This is a genomic window from Pseudomonas sp. P1_F7 (assembly GCF_056405655.1).
Genome location: NZ_JBFUBR010000010.1, coordinates 76,172 through 94,035, shown reverse-complemented (window position 1 = coordinate 94,035; position 17,864 = coordinate 76,172). Strand labels below are relative to the sequence as shown.

The following is a 17,864-nucleotide window of genomic DNA, read 5'->3' as shown; positions in this document are numbered from 1 at the left end:
GTATTTAAATCTATTACACAACAAAACCCTTCACAGCTCGTCGATTCTAAACCATCACAGCAACAATATAACCCCCAACTTCTTGGCCATCGCTACGGCCTGTGTCCGGCGCTCAACTCCCAGCTTGCTATTAATGCGTCGAGCGTGAGTTTTCACTGTATGCAATGAAATAAACAAACGTTCGGCAATTTGCTGATTGGAGTTGCCTTGAGCAATCAGATCAAGCACTTCCAGTTCTCGGCCACTCAGCAGACTGGCATCTGTCGCCACTGCGGCGCCGGGGGCTTCCCCTTGCAAACGACAGAGCAGGTCCGGCTGGCGCAGACTCAGGTCGCGTAATGCCTGCTGCCCGTTGCAACGACTCACCAGTGCCATCCCCCTCTCCAGTGCCGTACTGGCCAAGGCAGGCTCGCCGGTCAGATCCGCCACTTCGCTGATCGCCAAATGCAGTTCCGTTTCCAGCGCCAACATGGCGTTCCGTTGCGCGTGATCGAGCAACTCCTGCAACCGATCCAGCGGCTTTTGCGTCTGTTGCAAATGCATCTGCGCCAACACCAATTGATACTCGATGCGAGCAATCAGCTGAAAGGTAGCCGGTGGCGCCTGGCGCGCACGAGGCCCGCGATAGTGGCGCAAGACACGGGTCAGCGCTTCACAGGCCAACTCCGGTCGTCCTTGCTGCAACCAGAAATGACTGCTGATTTGCAGCAGCACCCCGCGATACACCGTATCGGGAATCTGCCGCTGCTGCATCACGCGCTCGGCTTCGCGCAGACGATCAAACGCAAGGGCGTAATCGCGCTGATTGGCGGCCATCTGCGCTTGCCCAAGAAAGCCATACAACGCGTGTTTGTCCTGGCTTTGCAGGCAGTCCTCCAGGCCGGACTGGAAGAAACCAGCAGCCAACTCATCTTGTCCCTGACAGAGGGCCAAGCGTCCTCGCCGCAGGGCAATTCGCCCCAGTAACGGCGTCGGTCGATCAGCCTGTCGAGACAACAGCGCAAAAACATCAGCCAACAAGCTCTCGGCGCGCCGGGGCGCTCCGCGCATCTCCAGCAACTGCGCGTGATCGAGTTCAAGCAGCCCTTCGAACAACAGCGAGCCTTGGGCGCGCGCCAGACAGAGCGCCTCACGATTGAACGTCTGCGCCGCATCGAGTTCGGCGTTGAGCAACGCCTGTTGGGTCAGCCCGGACAGACACAACAATCGCGTCGGCCAGGCATCGACGCTCAACTCGGCCAGCGCATCGAGAAAGTGCGCGCGGGCCGCCTCCATGCGGCCTTGCAAATGCAGCAACCAGCCCTGTTGCGCCTGCCAGCATGCCAGCAGTTGCCGTTGCAGCGCCCGTGTTGGCTGCGGGGCAAATCGTGCCAGTTGTTCGATGCACGCGGCGGCAGGATCGAAGCGTCCGGCAAACAACAACGCCGCGGTAACCAGTCCCACCAATTGCGGCGTAACGAGGGTTAGCTCGGCATGTTGACGCTCGTGGAGTTTCAACAACAGACAGACATTTTCGCGCCGGAACAAATGTTCGAGGCTGAAGTGCTGCAACAGGCTGACCGCAACTTCGAACTCCTGCGCCAATAGAGCCTGCTCGAACGCACCTTGCCAGTCTTCTTCGGCACTGAACCATTGGCACGCGCGGCGATGCCAGGATCGCCCGGCCGAAGTCGGTTCTTCACGCATCGCCCGGGCCAGCGGCTCGAAGATCCGCAACCACTCGACGGAGTCTTCCCAGGGTTCAATGAAGCAGCCCATGTCCTGCAACGCGCGCAGCCACTGCGCGCCCTCACCCGCACCGAAAAGATGCTCGCACAAGCTGGCATTGAAGCGCGGCAGATGAACCAACACCTGCCAGACCTCAACCAACTCCGACGGCAAGGTGTTGAACAACTCGTATTGCAGATAATCGAGCAATGTCGCCGAACGCCCCTGCTCACCCGACCACGGACAACCATTGAGTAACGCGATCCGCACGCCAGCGCACCAGCCACCGCTGCGCTCAACCACCCTTTTGGCGGTTTGTGCAGCCAGGGTTGGCTCGACATGACCAAGCAACTGCCCGACCTCGGTCTCGGTAAACGCCAGCGCCCGGCCTTCGCACTCGTACAGCTCATCATCCAGCAGCAACCGCGGCCAGTTGCAGGGCGGTCGTCGACGGGAGCTCAGCCACCAGGTCAGTGCCGGGCTGGCGACGGCCAACAGGCGATCGAGCATCCGGTCGAGTTCCGGATTGGGTGCTCGACAGTAATCATCCAGAAACAGCCAGGTCGGCGCCTGTAATCGGGCCAGATGCGCCAGCAACCCGGGCTCATCCACCGAGGGCAGACCCAGCGCTTGCGTCAGGCGCAACAGAAAATCGGCTGCACTCAACGACTCCCCCGCCAGCGGCAGCCAACAGACCCGATACTGCTCCGGCGCCCGCAGCAGGCATTCGGTGAGCAATGCGCTCTTGCCACTACCGGCTGGTGCGCAAAGCAACTTCACCCGCGCGGTCGAAACCAGCATGGGCTCAATCAACCGCTCGCGGGACAGATGATGGGACGACAGTCGGGGCAGGAAGCCAGGGCGGTCCAGACAGTGCGTCATTGCAGTCATTGTGGTGCGCCTTTTTTATAATTCTGGCGCCACCCTAGCCCCCTCCCGAGCGCTTGTTGAAGAAGTATTCAACACACTGATCGACCGCTATAAAAAAGGTGACCGCAAAGTCACCCTTTTGTGTAGGAGCCTGTAGGAAACCTACCGAACCCCCGTGCTACGCAAGGCTGCTGGCGTGTAGTCCCCCGCTTTTGCATCGATGTTGAATTCGAAGCTGCGCTTCTCTTCGTTCTTCATTCCCAAGGCGATATAGCGGCCGGCAATCAGGTCATACAGCGCCTCGACGGTGTAGGCCGGCACCTGGTGATCGTAGTAGAACTGGGCATGCCCTTCGGCGACGCGCCAGAGCTGGCCACGCCCGTCGTAGTGGTCGGCCAGCGCCACTTGCCAACTATCCTCATCGATATACATGTGGCGCTTGGCGTACACGTGCCGCTCGCTCGGCTTGACCGTGGCGACGACTTCCCAGACCCGGTGCAACTCATAGCGAGTCAGGTCCTGATTGATGTGCCCGGCCTTGATCACATCAGTGTACTTGAGCTCGGGCGAGTCGAGCTTGTAGCTGTTGTAGGGAATGTACATCTCCTTCTTGCCGATCAGTTTCCAGTCGTAGCGATCCGGCGCACCGGAAAACATGTCGAAGTTGTCGGTGGTGCGCAGGCCGTCGGACGAGGTGCCGACACCGTCATAGGCTACCTGTGGCGCACGCCGTACCCGCCGCTGGCCAGCGTTGTAGATCCAGGCTTTGCGCGGTTCCTTGACCTGGTCGAGGGTCTCGTGAACCAGCAACACGTTGCCCGCCAGCCGCGCCGGTGCGGTCACTTCCTGCTTGAAGTAGTTGAGGACGTTATCGTCGCTGCCCGGTTTCAGATCACTGAGCAACGACGGCACGGCGACCTCGTCCTTGAAACGAATCACGGTGAAGTCGCCATTGGACTGCGGTGTCGCCTGGGTGATGGTGCGGCGCAGATTGCCGCCGTGGTAACGAGTGACATGGTTCCAGATCACTTCCACGCCATTCTTCGGAATCGGGAACGCGTAGTACCGATTGCCGGTGAAGTTGGCCAGACCGTTACCGTCGTTGACCGGTGTTACGTTCAGTGCACTGCGCTTGGCCGACTCATAGATTTCTGCCGGTAACGCCACGGTGCGATGACTCGGGTAGACCGGAATCTTGTAAGTCTCGGGATAGCGCTTGAACATCGCGATCTGGCCGTCGGAAAGCTTGTCCTTGTACTTTTCGACGGTCGCCGCGGTGATCACGAACAACGGCTTTTCGCTGGCGAACGGGTCGGCCAGGAAACCTTTGCTGTCCACCGCGCCAGCGTTTTTCGGGATGCCGCCGGTCCAGGCCGGAATCGAGCCATCGGAATTGCCGGCCTTCTCGGCACCGAGCGGTGTAAGGCTGGCGCCGAGCTTGCCGGCTTCTTCCGGCGACACCGCGGCCATCACGTTGACGGCCAACAGACTCAGGGCCAGAACGGTGCCCAATTGCAGAATCATCTTGCGCATTGAAATCATCCTTTTCAGCCAGATCAGAAGTTCACGCCAAAGCTCAACGCCACGAAGTCACGGTCGGTGAGGACGTTGTAGTCGCCGCCAAAAAAGTCGGTGTAACTGAGGCTCGCGGTGTAGGTGTTGCGATAGTCCGCATCGACCCCGAGGCTGATGGCCTTGGCGCCTTCGTTGAACAGGCCGTTGGGGCCATAGCCGGAGACGTCGTGGGACCACGAGAGGTTGGGTCTGAAATTGATCCCGGCGATGAGGTTGTTGTAGTCGAGGATGGCCCGGCCGCGATAACCCCATGAAGTCGAGGTCACGAAGCCATTGGTATCCCCGCCGAAACCATACTGGCCATACACCGAGTCACGGCCGTAGCGCAGTTTGGTGCGCGGCTCCAGACCGCCGACCCGGACCACCGCCGCCTCGCCCACCAGGGTCAGGCGATCCGCACCCGCGACCTGATCGATGAAGTGCGTCAGGGTGCTCTGGATCTGCGTCACTTCCTTGCGGCGATAACCTTTGTTGTCAGCCCCGGGTGACGTGGCAATGGGCGATGCCGCACCGCCTGCAATCGGATTGAGCATGGCCAGGGTCAGGTCATTGGTGTTGACCTGCAACGGGAGGTTGGGGCGGTAGCTGATTTCCCCGTTCCACGCGGTGCCGGTGGATAAGGTGGTGGAGAAGCTCGCGCCGTAGAGGCGGATGTCCTCCGGGTATTCGAGGTAATACTGGCCGCGACCGAGCATCACACTTTGGGCCAGGCCTGAACCGCTGCCGGGGGCGATGCGGTTGGCGGCGGCGACAATCCCCGGAATGCTCGCCAGCGTACTGAGGCCGGCGGTGGTGGTCCCGACGTTCGGGCTGCGGCTGTGGTAGTTCATGAAATACAGGCCGTATTCGGTGTCGTCCCCCAGCCAGCGCAATGCCGTACCCCACTGTCCGGAATCCCGGGCATCGCGGTCGCCGCCACGGGGAACGATCACCCCCTCCTTGCTGACCTCGAAGCCCTGGCCAAAGGCAGCAGCAATCGGCTGCAACGGCGCAATGGCCGGGTTGGCGACGGTGTAGCCCTTGTTGCAGCCGTCCGCTACCACATCGACCCCAAAGAAGGTGCCGCAGTTATCGACGACCGTCTGGTCCCATTCCAGTTGATAGAAGCCTTCCACGGTCAACTTCTCCGTCAGGCCCTGGGAGGCGAACAGCATGTTGACCGGAATCAGGCCTTCCTTGATCTCGGCCCCCGGTCGACGGAACGCGGACACGTCGACCGGGTTGATGCTGTTGATCGAGTTGCCGATAAAGGTGCTCTCGCCCCAACTGACCACCTGTTTACCGGCGCGGACAGTGCCCGGCAAATCGGCGAGGGAGTAGTTGTGATAGACGAAAGCGTCGAGGATTTGTCCGCCTGAAGACTTGGCGCCTTCTTTGCGATTGTGATCGCTGATGTCCTTGAACGGCCGGCTTTCATCTTTCAGTTCAAAGTCGTACCAGTACTTGCCACGCACAAACGCACCGGTGTCGCCGTACTTCAGTTCGAGGTCGTGAATACCCTTGAAGATCTTCGAGAAGGTTTCGCCCTTCTTGAAATTCAATCGCCCGTCGTCGCCGGTCGAAGACTGGCCGGAACCGCCGTTGACGGTGCCCACCAGGGCGTTATCCGCATCACGCATGCCCCAGCTCGCGCCGACCGACAGCGAGGAATCGAACGTCCCCTCGATTTCCCCGATGTTGAACGAAATGGCCTGCGCCTGGGCACAGCAGCCTAATGCAACAGCAGCCGCCAGCGCCTGTGGTGTGAAGATGGCGCGCATTGTTGTTTTTGTCATGCGTCTTCCCCGGTGAGTGACAGAAGGCCCCACCCTACTGCCGGGCACCGGGGTCGATAAGCGCACCAAGGAGGTATTCGTGGTGTACCTCTAAAGGATGACTGGCACAGGGTCATCACCCAGACGACGAGCAGCCGAATCCTGACTGTTGCCCGGGCTGCAACAGTGCATGTCCGGAATTGGTATTTTTCCTACGACACCAAGGGCTTATTCTTGCCTGGCTGTCACGGTAATCCGCCGCAAGGCACGATGTATCGGCCTGCGCCGTGACTGAAAGATTTCAGATGAATTGAGGAATCGGCTCATCGCCCCGTGTTCACTGACGTTGATTTGTAGCTCCTGATCCAACGTCTTACCTTGGCCGCTGCGTTTGCAGCGGCCTTTTTTATGGGCGATGGTTTTTGATGAGTCACTGCTGCCAGTCGGTAACCCTGACCATCCAGGCAAAACTTCGCATGCCTACATTTCTTACAGAAAGGGACTACAGGCATAAGTAAACATCAAAAGCACTCAAGCCATTAAGTTGAACAGCAAGCCGGCGAACGACTTCTATCGTCGTCCGACTTCAAACTTACTTATTGCGAGTGCAACTATGAAACCCATCAACTACAGCCATTATCGCTCAACCAGAAGTTTCAACAGTCGAGTACGCTTTCTGGTTCTTCACTACACGGCCGCTAACTTTTCAAGTTCTGTCAGTGCCCTGACTGGCCCGAATGTCAGCGCGCACTATCTGATTCCGGATATTACCGACCCCAGTTACCTGAGCGCCGGTTATACCGTGCAGGAAGTTTTCAACCTGGTGGATGAAACCCATCGCGCATGGCACGCGGGCGTCAGTCAGTGGGGCAGCCGCAGCAATCTGAATGACACGTCCATCGGCATTGAAGTCGTCAACCTGGCGACTGACAACAAAGGTGAATTCACCTTCCCGCCCTATCACCCCGAGCAGATTACTGTGATTGAACAACTGGCGCTGAACATCCTCAAGCGCTACCCGGATATCACGCCGACGCAAGTTTTGGGCCACTCCGATATTTCGATCGGCCGCAAAAGTGACCCGGGGCCGATGTTTCCCTGGCAGGCGCTGTACTTGAAAGGCGTCGGCGCCTGGTTCGATGAAACCACTCGGGACGAGTATCTGCACCAATTCAACACATCGGGCGTTCCAGCCCGAAGCGAATTGCTGGGGCTGTTCAAAACCTATGGATACGATGTTTCGGGCGCATCAACGGAAGGCGGTTTTCAACAGTTGGTGCGGGCATTCCAGTTGCATTTTCGCCCGGAAAACTTCGACGGAAAAATGGACGCACAAACAGCCGCCAACCTGAAGGCACTGGTATCCAAATACTTTCCTGGCTGATCGTTAGCAAACGGTTTTCCAGCCGATAAATGCAACAACCGGCAAGGTCAGTCAATGTGACCTTGCCGGCGCTATCAAAGCGAATACTTATGCAAATTCCCCATCATTTCCTTCAACGCCTCGATGTTGTCCTTCGGATGCGCCGCGCCTTCGAAGTCGCAAATCTGCTGCCAGTGCGCCGCCACGTCTTCCGGGGAGAAACCCGTCCGTGGATCGAACCCGGCACCGAGGCTGCGCTCCCAGCGGACCTTGCCCATCCAGCCGCCGCCGACTTCAAACAGACCGGAAGTTTCCTGGCAGTTCTCGCTGGCGAGGTACACCACCAGCGGGCTGACCAGTTCCGGCTTGAGCTGTTCGAAGACTTGCGGCGGGATCAGGCCTTCGGTCATGCGCGTGCCGCCAGTGGGGGCGATGGCGTTGACCAGGATGTTGTTCTTGCGGCCTTCGATGGCCAGGGTGCGGGTCAGGCCATAGAGACCGAGCTTGGCCATGCCGTAGTTGGACTGGCCGAAGTTGCCATAGATGCCCGAAGTCGACGCGGTGAAAATCACCCGGCCGTAGTTCTGCTCGCGCATGTGCGGCCAGGCGGCGCGGGTGACTTTGTAGGCACCTTCGACGTGGACGCGGTAAACCAGATCCCAGTCGGCGTCATCCATTTTGTGGAAGGTCTTGTCACGCAGGATCCCGGCGTTGTTGACCACCACGTCGACGCGACCGAAGACATCCAGTGCGTGCTGGACCAGCTTGTCACCATCAGTGACCGAGTCGTGGTTAGCCTCGGCGATGCCGCCAGCCTCGCGAATGTCCGCGACAACGCGGTCGGCAGCCGAGGCGTTGGCGCCCTCGCCCTGGGCCGAGCCGCCAAGATCGTTGACCAGCACCCTGGCGCCCTGTTTGGCGAACAGCAGTGCATGCGCCCGTCCCAAGCCACCACCGGCACCGGTGATGATCACGACTTTATCTTCGAAGCGCACAGACTCATTCATGGGGGACTCCAGCAGGCCAGGGGACAATGAGCCCGAGTTTCAGGCACGACGCAGCGGGTCACAATGAACACGGGGGAGGCTGAATGGTGCGCGATAAGGCTGGGGGATGATTGATGGAGAAAATGGGGCGAGGGGAGCTCCCTCGCCACAGGTGATCACATGCCTGCTCAGGAACACGCCACCTTGCGCGGCGGCAAGAGCAGTTGATCGCGAAACGCCAGGTAGTGCTTGAGCACCTCGCAGGGCGCCTCGATCTGTGGGTAGTGGCCAATGTCGGGCAACACCACCGTGTCCGCCTCCGGGATCAGCTCCCGGTAACGCTCGACCATGTGCACGCCGGAGACCGGATCGACCCCGCCATCGATCACTCGCAGCGGCACTTCACCGCGTTGCATCGCGCTCACCCAGCGGTTGCGCCAGACGCGTCGCTCCGGGATGTAGGCGATTAATTTATGCATGATCCGTGGCCCCTGATGGCTTTCGACCAGGCTCCAGAAGTCATCCATCTGGCTTTCACTGGGACGGGTTTGCGGACCGAAAATCTGCCGGAAGCTTCTCACCAGGCCATCACGGCTGAAGGCGCGGCCGATCATCCAGCCCAAAGGGCTGAGCAAGAGTTTTTGCATCAATACCGGGCGATGGGTTTCCGGAAACAACCCGCCGTTGAGAAACACGCAACTGGCCAGCTCCACCCGCGACTCGTAATGCCGGGCCAGCAGTTCCTGGGCCACGCTGTCGCCGTAATCGTGGGCAAGCAGGTGCACCGGCTGTTCGACATTCAGGTGTTCAAGCAGTGCCTGTTGCAGATCCGCTTGCTCCAGCAGGCTGTATTCGTGATTTGCCGGTTTGGCCGAGTCGCCGAAGCCCAGCATGTCGCAAGCGATCACGCGAAACCGCTGGGTCAAAGGCTGCCACAGGTAATGCCAGTCCCAACTGGCGGACGGAAAACCGTGAATGAGCAACAGCGGCTCACCCTGCCCTGCTGTCCAGTAACGGATGCTTTGATCACGGAATACGAACGTCTGGCTGCGTTTGCGCCAGACACACAGGGGGATCTCGGCGAGTTCCATCAGAGTTTATAACCCGCGTCCAGTTTATCGAGTTTGCGCAGCAGCGCCGGCCATGCCAGCGCTCCACCCATGCCTTGAGCACTTCTGGTGACACCCGCAATCATGGCTTTGGCGCCGGCCAGAATCTGCGGTTCGATGGCGATCAGTTCAGCGGCACCGTTCTGCGCCATGACCTGAATGTCGCAGGCACGCTGAAAGGTAAACATCATCAGGAACGTATCGGCGATGGTGCTGCCGCAGGTCAGCAGACCGTGGTTATGCAGCATCAGGAAATTGTTTTCACCGAGGTCGGCCTGCAGCCGCACTTTCTCTTCATGGTTGAGCGCCACGCCTTCGTAGGCGTGGTAGGCCAGGCTGGAAAGCACGAACAACGACTGTTGGCTGATCGGCAAAACGCCCTGCTTCTGTGCCGACACCGCAACCCCCGAGGCCGTGTGGGTGTGTAGCACGCAGGCGACATCGTGACGGACTTCATGCACGGCGCTGTGGATGGTGTAACCCGCCGGATTGATCTCGTAAGGACTGTCCATCAGCTTGTTGCCGGCCTGATCCACCTTGACCAGGCTCGACGCGGTCATTTCGTGAAACATCAACCCGAACGGGTTGATCAGGAAATCTTCGGTGCCGGGCACCTTGGCTGAGATATGGGTGAAGATCAGGTCATCCCAGCCGTGTTGAGCGACCAGGCGATAACAAGCCGCCAGGTCGACGCGGGTCTGCCACTCGGCAGCACTGACCTGGTGTTTGACACTGTGTGGCGATTGGACGGGAGCGACAGTCACGGCAAGGAACCTCGGTGTTTTTATGATGGAGTGTTTCCTATGTTTACCGAGTCTAGTCACCCCTTGAGGTTCGTGTAGTTGCATTGGCAGCCAGCTTGGTGGCCCAGCGAGTCAGCCGCCCTGCCGCCCTGGATCCATGTCAAACAACCGGCGCCAGCAAGGGTCTGACAGGCAGCTTTTACCGCACTGTCAGAACCCTGACTGGCATGGGTGCCACGGCAACGGTCAGGTGCGCAGTGCGCTGATCAGGTCCGCCAGCCAAGGCTCGGCGTCCGTCTCGGGGGTCACGCTCTCGCTGGCATCCAGGCGCAGCATCGGCAGTACTTCACGAATGCCCAACTCACCGAACAATTCGCGCAGCTGCTCGCCGCCGCCACAAAAAGTATCGCCATAGCTCGCATCACCCAACCCGATCACCGCACCCGGTAAACCGCGCCAGGCGGCTGGCAATTGGTCACGAATGGTCGAATACAGCGGTTGCAGGTTGTCCGGCAGCTCACCCATGCCGGTGGTCGACGTCACCGCCAGAAAGGCTTCGGGGCCAAACGCCAGGACGTCGGCGAGGGTCGCACGCGGGTTGTGCCAGGTTTCGAAACCGGCGGCGTTCAACAGGCTGGCGGCGTGGCGGGCAACTTCTTCGGCCGTGCCGTACACCGAGCCGGAAATGATGGCGACTTTCATCAATCTGATCCTGAATCCGAGTAAAAGACCCGGATATTAACAGCACGGTCGTAATTGTTCTTTTAGAATGCAATCGAAAATCAATCAGGAAAGGATACTCCGATGATTAATGCACAACTGCTGCAAATGGTGATCAACGCCTCCAACGACGGTATCGTGATCGCCGAAAAGGAAGGCGATCAGGACAAAATCCTGATTTACGTCAACCCCGCATTCGAACGCCTGACGGGGTACTCCAGCGAAGAAATTCTCTATCAGGATTGCCGCTTCCTGCAGTCGGGGGACCGCGACCAGGAAGCCCTGCCGTTGATTCGCGACGCCTTGAACCGTGAAGGATCCTGCCGGGAAATACTGCGCAACTACCGCAAGGACGGCACGCCGTTCTGGAACGAGCTGTCCCTTTCAACGGTGAAAAATCCAGCGGACGGGCAAACCTATTTTGTCGGTGTGCAGAAAGACGTCACCGCGCAGGTCAAGGCGCAACAGCGCGTGGCACAGCTTGAGGGGCGGTTGGCTGAACTCCAGGCCGAGCTTGCTGCGCTCAAAGCGACGAACGGCGAAAACAAAACTCTGAATTAATGGTCAGTAACTACAATCACCACTGACTTTGTAACTATATCTTTCGAGTTGGCCATGCAACGCGACGCACTCCTGACCCAGGATGAGCTGGATTTCATCCAGTCCATGCAACACAGCCCGCAACTCAATGTGCGGGACGCGACGTCGAGCCTGCTCGTCAACGGGGGATCGCAAATTCGTGACCTGCTCACCCGCCTGGCGGCCCATGAGCAGGTCACCATTCAAGCCAGCTTCGAAAACCAGCAAATGACCTTCCCCCTGCACCTGGTGGAAGACGAGTTCCATGCGCTGCACCTGCGCCTCGGCGTGCCGAGCATCTATGAAGACGGGCCAATGGTCCGGCCTTGGCGCCTGGTACTGGATGAACCGGTAGCGCTGGAAAACGCCAAGGGTCAAACCGGCACCCTGTGGGTGCACGAAGTGTCGTGCAAAGGGGTTTTGCTGGAGGTTCGCAACAAGACCAAGCCGCCGAAGCATTTCGCCTTGTGGTTCAGCCCGTCAGGCTATGAGCGGATTGCCTTGCGCGGCACTTTCGAGAAAGAAAACGAACAGGGCTTCTATGCCTATCAACTGAACCAGAGCGATACGGACGAAACCGAGCGCCTGCGCCAGTTCATCCTGCAACAGCATCGGTTGACTCATCCCGCGCTGCATCTCTGAACCTCAAGTATCCAGACTGCCCGCCAGGAACTGCTTCAGACGCTGGCTCATGACCTCCCCTTCATTGCCCAGGCATCCGATCGATGACCCGGCCAGGCTCTCCTGTGCCAAGTCAGAAGCATCACCGGCCAACAACAATCGACACTCCAGACTCATGGCCAGGCGATTCAAGCGTCGCGGCAACTCGGGAGCCGGAGCATGATTGGAGAACAGCACCAGCGCCAAGGGCTTGATCCTTTCGCACATCAGGGCCAGCTCATCGAACGGCTGACCAATGTTCAGCACGCGAACGGCCGCAGGCCCGGCACTCAGGAACAGGGCGGCGACCAACAGTTCCAGCTCGTGGCAATGGCCAACCAAGGCACAGATGACCACCCGACGCGGCTGTTTGTCGCGCAGCAACAACAGACGCTGCACCACCCGGGAACGCAGAAAACCATCCAGGAACAGCCACTCGCTGGTCCCGCCGAACTGGTCCTGGCGTTGTAACAACCGCTTCCAGACAGGGATCAGAATGTCCTGAATCACCACCGGCAGGGAGTAACTGGAAAAGATTTGCCCGTAGACCTGCTCCAGCCGAATGTCGTCAAAACCGTTGACCGCAGCAAGAACCTGCTGCTGCCACTGCGCGCAATCGGCTTCCACGAGGCTGTTGGGGATGATGTGCGACAACGCCAGGAGTGGCTCGGCCCTGGCCAGGATCTTGCCGATCCTGCTGACCGCAACACCGCGCTCGATCCAGCCGAGAATGCTACGGACACGCTCAATATCGGACATCGAATACAGTCGATGCCCGCTATCGGTGCGTGTTGGAACAATCAGGCCGTAGCGTCGTTCCCAGGCTCGAAGCGTGACCGGGTTGACACCTGTCAGTCGCGCCACCTCGCGAATGGGGAAGAGTTCTTCCTGTTCGAGAGCGACGGCCTGCGTGGAGCCTGAAGCGACGTCTGTAAGTATGGGCATCCTGTTGAAACATCCCTGTATCGTCCGAGCGTTATTCTAACGCCCCTACCCCGTAAAGTTTCCGTAAAAAATCGATGCCGCGAATGAGCGGATAAACGTCACAGACGCCACGGGCAGAATCAGGAATAATCCTTGCTTGTTTCGAGTCGCAGCCCACCACCCCGGCGCTGTGCCTGGCGAAGTTCCTATCCGGAGCGACGCAAATGCCTTACGGAGATACACAATGTCTACCCCACCCGTCACGCTGATGGTTGCGCGCCGCGTTGCCAATGGACGTTATCAAGACCTGATCGCCTGGCTGCGCGAAGGCGAACAACTGGCCACCGACTTTCCCGGCTACCTCGGCTCCGGCGTACTCGCCCCACCGCCCGGTGATGACGAATTCCAGATTATCTTCCGCTTCGCCGACGAGCAGACCCTGCATGCCTGGGAGCACTCCGCTTCGCGCAGCGCCTGGCTCGGACGCGGCAGCGAGCTGTTCGCCCACCCGACGGAACATCGGGTCAGCGGCATCGAGGGTTGGTTCGGTGCCGTCGGCCAACGCCCGCCGCGCTGGAAACAGGCCGTGGCGATCTGGCTGGCGTTCTTTCCGGTCTCGCTGCTGTTCAACTTTGTGCTGGGGCCGCTGTTGAGCGAGATGGCGCTGCTACCCCGCGTGTTCATCAGTACCCTGTGCCTGACGCCGCTGATGGTTTATCTGTTCATTCCGTTGTCGACCCGTTTGCTGGCCGGCTGGCTGAACAGCACGCCGGTACGTCCATTGAGTGCCGAACCCTCCACTCAGAATCATTGATCCCTCCTGTGGGAGCGAGCTTGCTCGCGATGAGGGCGTGTCAGTCAACATATGTGTCGCCTGACAGTCCGCAATCGCGAGCAAGCTCGCTCCTACAGTTGTTTCCCTCGCAATAGGTAGAGCGCTCCCGTCGCTGGTATAGTTTTGTTCTCACCGCGACGCGAGCCGTTCATGACTTCTTCCGCAGCCCCCATCCTCATTACCGGCGCCGGCCAGCGTGTCGGCCTGCACTGCGCCCAACGATTGCTGGAAGATGGCCATCGCGTGATTTTCAGCTACCGTAGCGAGCGTCCGGGCGTACAAGCCTTGCGCGATCTGGGGGCCACCGCGGTGTTCGCGGACTTCGCCACCGAGGCCGGGATCCTCGCCTTCATCAGCGAACTGAAAACCCACACCGACTGTTTGCGGGCGATTGTCCACAACGCCTCCGAATGGCTGGCCGAAACGCCCGACACCGACGCCGCAGCATTCACCCGTATGTTCAGCGTGCACATGCTGGCGCCCTACCTGATCAACCTGCATTGCGCCGACCTGCTGCAACGCTCAAGCCCCGCCGACATCGTGCACATCAGCGATGACGTGACCCGCAAGGGCAGCAGCAAGCACATCGGCTATTGCGCCAGCAAAGCCGGGCTCGACAGCCTGACCCTGTCCTTTGCCGCCAGGTACGCGCCGGCAATCAAGGTCAACGGGATCGCGCCGGCCCTGCTACTGTTCAACCCTGAAGACGACGCGGCCTACCGCGCCAAGGTGCTGGCCAAATCCGCACTGGGCATCGAGCCCGGCAGCGAAGTGATCTACCAGAGCCTGCGCTATCTGCTCGACAACCCTTATGTCACCGGCACCACCCTGACCGTCAATGGCGGAAGGCACATCAAATAAGTGTCCCGCGAGGATTTTCCATGACGTTATCCCTGCCCCAGAATTATCGAGAGATCCTTATCGGCCTCGGCGAAAACCCCGACCGCGAGGGTTTGCTCGATACGCCGACGCGCGCAGCCAAAGCCATGCAGTACCTTTGCCATGGTTACGAGCAAAGTGTCGAAGAGATCGTCAATGGCGCGCTGTTCGCATCCGACAACGATGAAATGGTGATCGTCGACAACATCGAGCTGTACTCGCTTTGCGAACACCACATGCTGCCCTTCATCGGCAAGGCGCATGTGGCTTATATTCCAACCGGCAAGGTGCTGGGCCTGTCGAAGATTGCACGGTTGGTGGACATGTTCGCCCGGCGCCTGCAGATCCAGGAAAACCTCACCCGGCAAATCGCCGACGCGGTGCAACAGGTGACCGGCGCGGCCGGCGTCGCAGTGGTCATCGAGGCGCAGCACATGTGCATGATGATGCGCGGCGTCGAGAAACAGAATTCGACCATGAACACCTCGGTGATGCTCGGCGCCTTCCGCGAGTCGAGCAACACCCGCCAGGAGTTCCTGCAATTGATTGGACGGAGCAAGTAGCAATGCCACAACTTCAGCCAGGCATGGCACGCATCCGGGTCAAAGACCTGGGCCTGCGTACCTTCATCGGCATCAACGAGGATGAAATCCTCAACAAGCAGGATGTGCTGATCAACCTCACCATTCTGTACGCAGCCCAGGAAGCGGTACGGGACAACGACATCGATCACGCGTTGAACTACCGGACCATTACCAAGGCAATCATCGCCCATGTGGAAGGCAACCGCTTTGCGCTGCTCGAACGCCTGACCCAGGAAATTCTCGACCTGGTGATGGCCAACGCATCGGTGCTGTACGCCGAGGTCGAGGTCGACAAGCCCCACGCGCTGCGATTCGCCGAGTCGGTGTCGATTACGCTTGCAGCGAGCCGCTAGCTTCAAGCCACAAGCGCCAGGCTGTAAACTTGCAGCCACCGCCATCCAATTTGCAGCTTCAAGCGTGCCGCTTGAAGCTGTCTCGCAGAGACCGCCATGACCGATCAACAACGCCTGGAACTCGAAGCCGCCGCCTTTCGCCGGCTGGTGGCCCACCTGGACAGCCGCAAGGATGTCCAGAACATCGACCTGATGAACCTCTCGGGTTTTTGCCGCAACTGCCTGTCCAAGTGGTACAAGGCCGCGGCCGACGAACGCCAGATCGAGGTCAGCCTCGACGAGGCCCGCGAAGTGGTTTACGGCATGCCGTACGCCGAATGGAAAGCCCAATATCAGCAAGAAGCCAGCGCCGACCAGCAAGCGGCGTTCGCCAAAGGAAAACCCAATGAGTGATTTGAACACCCTGCGCGCCAGCCTCAAAAGCGGCGAACACGCCTTCGCCGACACCCTGGCCTTCATCGCCGCCGGTTACGACTACCAGCCTCTGGCCTTCAACAACGGTGGCGTGGAAAACGCGGCCGGGCAGAACGAAGGTTCGTGCAAGACCCTGGGCCTGGCGCTGCTCGAAGGCTTGAGCGATGAAGAAGCGCTGCTGGCTTTTGGCGAGCATTACCGCTCGGTGCTGGCGACGCCGGAAGGCAGCGATCACGGCAACATTCGTGCATTGATTGCCCATGGCCTGGCTGGTGTGAAATTCACCCAACAGCCACTGACCCGCCGCTAAATCTGTAGGAGCGAGCTTGCTCGCGAAAAACCCAAGAGCACCGCTGGGCATCTGGTTTTACGCGTAATCGTTCACCACCATCGCGAGCAATCGAGCGTCGACCGGCTGCTCCTACAGATGATCGACAGCACATCCTGACTTTTAAGATTGACCCGGCAACTTTATTTCGTTTGCCCCCTACCGCTGCTCACGGCTTAGATAAAAAGAAGTCCTCCTTCTTCCGAGCCGGTCATTCATGCGCAGCGAAACCATCAGCCAGTCGATCAACATCGTTCATCCTGTCACGCTCAGCCACGGCAAAAACGCCGAGGTCTGGGACACCGATGGCAAACGCTACATCGACTTTGTCGGCGGCATCGGCGTGTTGAACCTCGGCCATTGCCATCCGCGAATCGTCGAAGCCATCCGCGAACAAGCCACCCGACTGACCCATTACGCGTTCAATGCAGCGCCCCATGCGCCTTACCTCGAACTGATGGATCGCCTCAGTGCGTTCATGCCGGTGCATTACCCGGTCAGCGGCATGCTCACCAACAGCGGCGCGGAAGCGGCGGAAAACGCCCTGAAGATCGTCCGTGGCGCCACCGGCCGTAGCGCAGTCATCGCCTTCGACGGCGCTTTCCATGGCCGCACACTGGCCACCCTCAACCTCAATGGCAAAGTCGCGCCCTACAAACAGAAAGTCGGCGTGCTGCCGGGACCGGTGTTTCACCTGCCCTTCCCCAGCCAGGACAACGGCGTCACCGGTGCCGAGGCCCTCAAAGCCATGGAGCGCCTGTTCAGCGTCGAGATTGATGTCGAAGACGTCGCCTGTTTTATCGTCGAACCGGTGCAGGGCGAAGCAGGCTTTCTGGCCATGGAGGTCGAGTTCGCCCAAGCGCTGCGCAAGTTCTGCGACGACAAGGGCATTGTGCTGATCGCCGATGAAATCCAGTCCGGTTTCGGCCGTACCGGCCAGCGCTTCGCGTTCTCGCGACTGGGCATCGAGCCGGACCTGATCCTGCTCGGCAAAAGCATCGCCGGCGGCGTGCCGCTGGGAGCAGTGGTCGGGCGCAAGTCGCTGCTCGACAATTTGCCCAAGGGCGGACTCGGCGGCACCTACTCCGGTAACCCCATCGCCTGCGCCGCCGCACTGGCAACCCTGGATGAAATGACCGACGCCAACCTGCATGCCTGGGGCACCCAACAGGAAGAAGCGATTGTCGGCCGCCATGCAACCTGGCGCGCGAACAACCTGACGCCGTACCTGGGACGCCTGACCGGCGTCGGCGCCATGCGTGGCATCGAGTTGATCAATACCGATGGCTCGCCCGCATCGGCACAATTGACCCAACTGCTGGCGCTGGCGCGGGATGCGGGTCTGCTGCTGATGCCCAGTGGCAAATCGCGGCACATCATTCGCTTGCTGGCGCCGTTGACCATCGAGGCTGCGGTGCTGGAGGAAGGGCTGGATATTCTTGAGGCCTGCCTTGCAAAACTGACCTGAACACAATTCCTGT

The 17,864-nt window shown here is 59.6% G+C and carries 18 protein-coding genes; 10 read left to right on the top strand and 8 right to left on the bottom strand.

Features of this window, described 5'->3' with window-relative positions; all coding sequences use genetic code 11:
* Positions 1 to 54: 54 nt before the first annotated feature.
* The 3 genes from AC1D1M_RS15840 to AC1D1M_RS15830 form a co-directional block, all read right to left on the bottom strand.
* Positions 55 to 2,598 carry a LuxR C-terminal-related transcriptional regulator gene (locus AC1D1M_RS15840; protein ID WP_477776372.1) on the bottom strand — a complete coding sequence of 848 codons (2,544 nt, stop codon included), beginning with the start codon at positions 2,596 to 2,598 and terminating at the stop codon, positions 55 to 57.
* A gap of 141 nt (positions 2,599 to 2,739) precedes the next feature.
* Positions 2,740 to 4,110, bottom strand: a complete 1,371-nt coding sequence (locus tag AC1D1M_RS15835; protein ID WP_477776371.1) for a DUF1329 domain-containing protein — start codon at positions 4,108 to 4,110, stop codon at positions 2,740 to 2,742.
* 23 nt (positions 4,111 to 4,133) lie between these two features.
* Complete coding sequence (locus tag AC1D1M_RS15830) at positions 4,134 to 5,927, bottom strand: DUF1302 domain-containing protein (protein WP_477776370.1); 1,794 nt, start codon at positions 5,925 to 5,927, stop codon at positions 4,134 to 4,136.
* A gap of 592 nt (positions 5,928 to 6,519) precedes the next feature.
* Between AC1D1M_RS15830 and AC1D1M_RS15825 the strand changes: the two genes are divergently transcribed.
* The gene (locus tag AC1D1M_RS15825) at positions 6,520 to 7,290 is read left to right on the top strand and encodes an N-acetylmuramoyl-L-alanine amidase (RefSeq protein ID WP_477776369.1); all 771 of its coding nucleotides are present in this window, start codon (positions 6,520 to 6,522) and stop codon (positions 7,288 to 7,290) included.
* A gap of 74 nt (positions 7,291 to 7,364) precedes the next feature.
* On the opposite strand, the gene AC1D1M_RS15820 is transcribed toward AC1D1M_RS15825, so the two are convergent.
* The 4 genes from AC1D1M_RS15820 to AC1D1M_RS15805 all read right to left on the bottom strand — a co-directional run bounded on the left by AC1D1M_RS15820 (position 7,365) and on the right by AC1D1M_RS15805 (position 10,809).
* A complete protein-coding gene (locus AC1D1M_RS15820; RefSeq protein ID WP_477776368.1) occupies positions 7,365 to 8,276 on the bottom strand; it encodes an SDR family oxidoreductase in 912 nt (303 codons plus the stop codon).
* Between the two features lie 167 nt (positions 8,277 to 8,443).
* Entirely contained in the window at positions 8,444 to 9,346 is a 903-nt protein-coding gene (locus AC1D1M_RS15815) for an alpha/beta fold hydrolase (RefSeq protein ID WP_477776367.1), read from the bottom strand.
* Positions 9,346 to 10,128, bottom strand: coding sequence for a class II aldolase/adducin family protein (locus tag AC1D1M_RS15810; RefSeq protein WP_477776366.1), 783 nt, complete (start codon positions 10,126 to 10,128; stop codon positions 9,346 to 9,348). Before AC1D1M_RS15810 ends, AC1D1M_RS15815 begins: the two co-directional genes overlap by 1 nt.
* 225 nt (positions 10,129 to 10,353) lie before the next feature.
* Positions 10,354 to 10,809, bottom strand: a complete 456-nt coding sequence (locus tag AC1D1M_RS15805; RefSeq protein WP_477776365.1) for a flavodoxin — start codon at positions 10,807 to 10,809, stop codon at positions 10,354 to 10,356.
* Between the two features lie 102 nt (positions 10,810 to 10,911).
* Between AC1D1M_RS15805 and AC1D1M_RS15800 the strand changes: the two genes are divergently transcribed.
* Together AC1D1M_RS15800 and AC1D1M_RS15795 are read left to right on the top strand one after the other, a co-directional pair.
* Positions 10,912 to 11,388, top strand: a complete 477-nt coding sequence (locus AC1D1M_RS15800) for a PAS domain S-box protein (RefSeq protein WP_477776364.1) — start codon at positions 10,912 to 10,914, stop codon at positions 11,386 to 11,388.
* A gap of 54 nt (positions 11,389 to 11,442) precedes the next feature.
* Positions 11,443 to 12,048 carry a hypothetical protein gene (locus AC1D1M_RS15795; RefSeq protein WP_477776363.1) on the top strand — a complete coding sequence of 202 codons (606 nt, stop codon included), beginning with the start codon at positions 11,443 to 11,445 and terminating at the stop codon, positions 12,046 to 12,048.
* A gap of 3 nt (positions 12,049 to 12,051) precedes the next feature.
* Here AC1D1M_RS15795 and AC1D1M_RS15790 read toward each other — a convergent pair whose 3' ends face one another.
* Entirely contained in the window at positions 12,052 to 13,011 is a 960-nt protein-coding gene (locus AC1D1M_RS15790; protein WP_477776362.1) for a MerR family transcriptional regulator, read from the bottom strand.
* 223 nt (positions 13,012 to 13,234) lie between these two features.
* Between AC1D1M_RS15790 and AC1D1M_RS15785 the strand changes: the two genes are divergently transcribed.
* From AC1D1M_RS15785 to AC1D1M_RS15755, 7 genes are all read left to right on the top strand, one after another.
* Positions 13,235 to 13,804 (top strand): antibiotic biosynthesis monooxygenase, encoded by a 570-nt coding sequence (locus tag AC1D1M_RS15785; RefSeq protein ID WP_477776361.1) that lies wholly within the window; start codon positions 13,235 to 13,237, stop codon positions 13,802 to 13,804.
* A 171-nt stretch (positions 13,805 to 13,975) separates the two neighbouring features.
* Entirely contained in the window at positions 13,976 to 14,686 is a 711-nt protein-coding gene (gene folM / locus AC1D1M_RS15780; RefSeq protein WP_477776360.1) for a dihydromonapterin reductase, read from the top strand.
* Between the two features lie 20 nt (positions 14,687 to 14,706).
* On the top strand, positions 14,707 to 15,267 hold the full coding sequence (folE, locus tag AC1D1M_RS15775) for a GTP cyclohydrolase I FolE (RefSeq protein WP_223455605.1): 561 nt from the start codon (positions 14,707 to 14,709) through the stop codon (positions 15,265 to 15,267).
* 2 nt (positions 15,268 to 15,269) lie between these two features.
* The gene (folX, locus tag AC1D1M_RS15770; protein ID WP_056728405.1) at positions 15,270 to 15,641 is read left to right on the top strand and encodes a dihydroneopterin triphosphate 2'-epimerase; all 372 of its coding nucleotides are present in this window, start codon (positions 15,270 to 15,272) and stop codon (positions 15,639 to 15,641) included.
* Between the two features lie 96 nt (positions 15,642 to 15,737).
* Positions 15,738 to 16,034 carry a DUF1244 domain-containing protein gene (locus AC1D1M_RS15765; protein ID WP_008000589.1) on the top strand — a complete coding sequence of 99 codons (297 nt, stop codon included), beginning with the start codon at positions 15,738 to 15,740 and terminating at the stop codon, positions 16,032 to 16,034.
* Complete coding sequence (locus tag AC1D1M_RS15760) at positions 16,027 to 16,365, top strand: HopJ type III effector protein (RefSeq protein WP_477776359.1); 339 nt, start codon at positions 16,027 to 16,029, stop codon at positions 16,363 to 16,365. Before AC1D1M_RS15765 ends, AC1D1M_RS15760 begins: the two co-directional genes overlap by 8 nt.
* A gap of 235 nt (positions 16,366 to 16,600) precedes the next feature.
* Positions 16,601 to 17,851, top strand: a complete 1,251-nt coding sequence (locus AC1D1M_RS15755; RefSeq protein ID WP_477776358.1) for a 2-aminoadipate transaminase — start codon at positions 16,601 to 16,603, stop codon at positions 17,849 to 17,851.
* The last annotated feature ends 13 nt before the right edge of the window (positions 17,852 to 17,864 follow it).

What these genes read in the sequence shown, in the direction of transcription:
- AC1D1M_RS15840 (WP_477776372.1), bottom strand. Translation starts at nt 2,598, where the DNA reads ATGACTGCAATGACGCACTGTCTGGACCGCCCTGGCTTCCTGCCCCGA.
- AC1D1M_RS15835 (WP_477776371.1), bottom strand. Translation starts at nt 4,110, where the DNA reads ATGCGCAAGATGATTCTGCAATTGGGCACCGTTCTGGCCCTGAGTCTG.
- AC1D1M_RS15830 (WP_477776370.1), bottom strand. Translation starts at nt 5,927, where the DNA reads ATGACAAAAACAACAATGCGCGCCATCTTCACACCACAGGCGCTGGCG.
- AC1D1M_RS15825 (WP_477776369.1), top strand. Translation starts at nt 6,520, where the DNA reads ATGAAACCCATCAACTACAGCCATTATCGCTCAACCAGAAGTTTCAAC.
- AC1D1M_RS15820 (WP_477776368.1), bottom strand. Translation starts at nt 8,276, where the DNA reads ATGAATGAGTCTGTGCGCTTCGAAGATAAAGTCGTGATCATCACCGGT.
- AC1D1M_RS15815 (WP_477776367.1), bottom strand. Translation starts at nt 9,346, where the DNA reads ATGGAACTCGCCGAGATCCCCCTGTGTGTCTGGCGCAAACGCAGCCAG.
- AC1D1M_RS15805 (WP_477776365.1), bottom strand. Translation starts at nt 10,809, where the DNA reads ATGAAAGTCGCCATCATTTCCGGCTCGGTGTACGGCACGGCCGAAGAA.
- AC1D1M_RS15800 (WP_477776364.1), top strand. Translation starts at nt 10,912, where the DNA reads ATGATTAATGCACAACTGCTGCAAATGGTGATCAACGCCTCCAACGAC.
- AC1D1M_RS15795 (WP_477776363.1), top strand. Translation starts at nt 11,443, where the DNA reads ATGCAACGCGACGCACTCCTGACCCAGGATGAGCTGGATTTCATCCAG.
- AC1D1M_RS15790 (WP_477776362.1), bottom strand. Translation starts at nt 13,011, where the DNA reads ATGCCCATACTTACAGACGTCGCTTCAGGCTCCACGCAGGCCGTCGCT.
- AC1D1M_RS15785 (WP_477776361.1), top strand. Translation starts at nt 13,235, where the DNA reads ATGTCTACCCCACCCGTCACGCTGATGGTTGCGCGCCGCGTTGCCAAT.
- folM (WP_477776360.1), top strand. Translation starts at nt 13,976, where the DNA reads ATGACTTCTTCCGCAGCCCCCATCCTCATTACCGGCGCCGGCCAGCGT.
- folE (WP_223455605.1), top strand. Translation starts at nt 14,707, where the DNA reads ATGACGTTATCCCTGCCCCAGAATTATCGAGAGATCCTTATCGGCCTC.
- folX (WP_056728405.1), top strand. Translation starts at nt 15,270, where the DNA reads ATGCCACAACTTCAGCCAGGCATGGCACGCATCCGGGTCAAAGACCTG.
- AC1D1M_RS15765 (WP_008000589.1), top strand. Translation starts at nt 15,738, where the DNA reads ATGACCGATCAACAACGCCTGGAACTCGAAGCCGCCGCCTTTCGCCGG.
- AC1D1M_RS15760 (WP_477776359.1), top strand. Translation starts at nt 16,027, where the DNA reads ATGAGTGATTTGAACACCCTGCGCGCCAGCCTCAAAAGCGGCGAACAC.
- AC1D1M_RS15755 (WP_477776358.1), top strand. Translation starts at nt 16,601, where the DNA reads ATGCGCAGCGAAACCATCAGCCAGTCGATCAACATCGTTCATCCTGTC.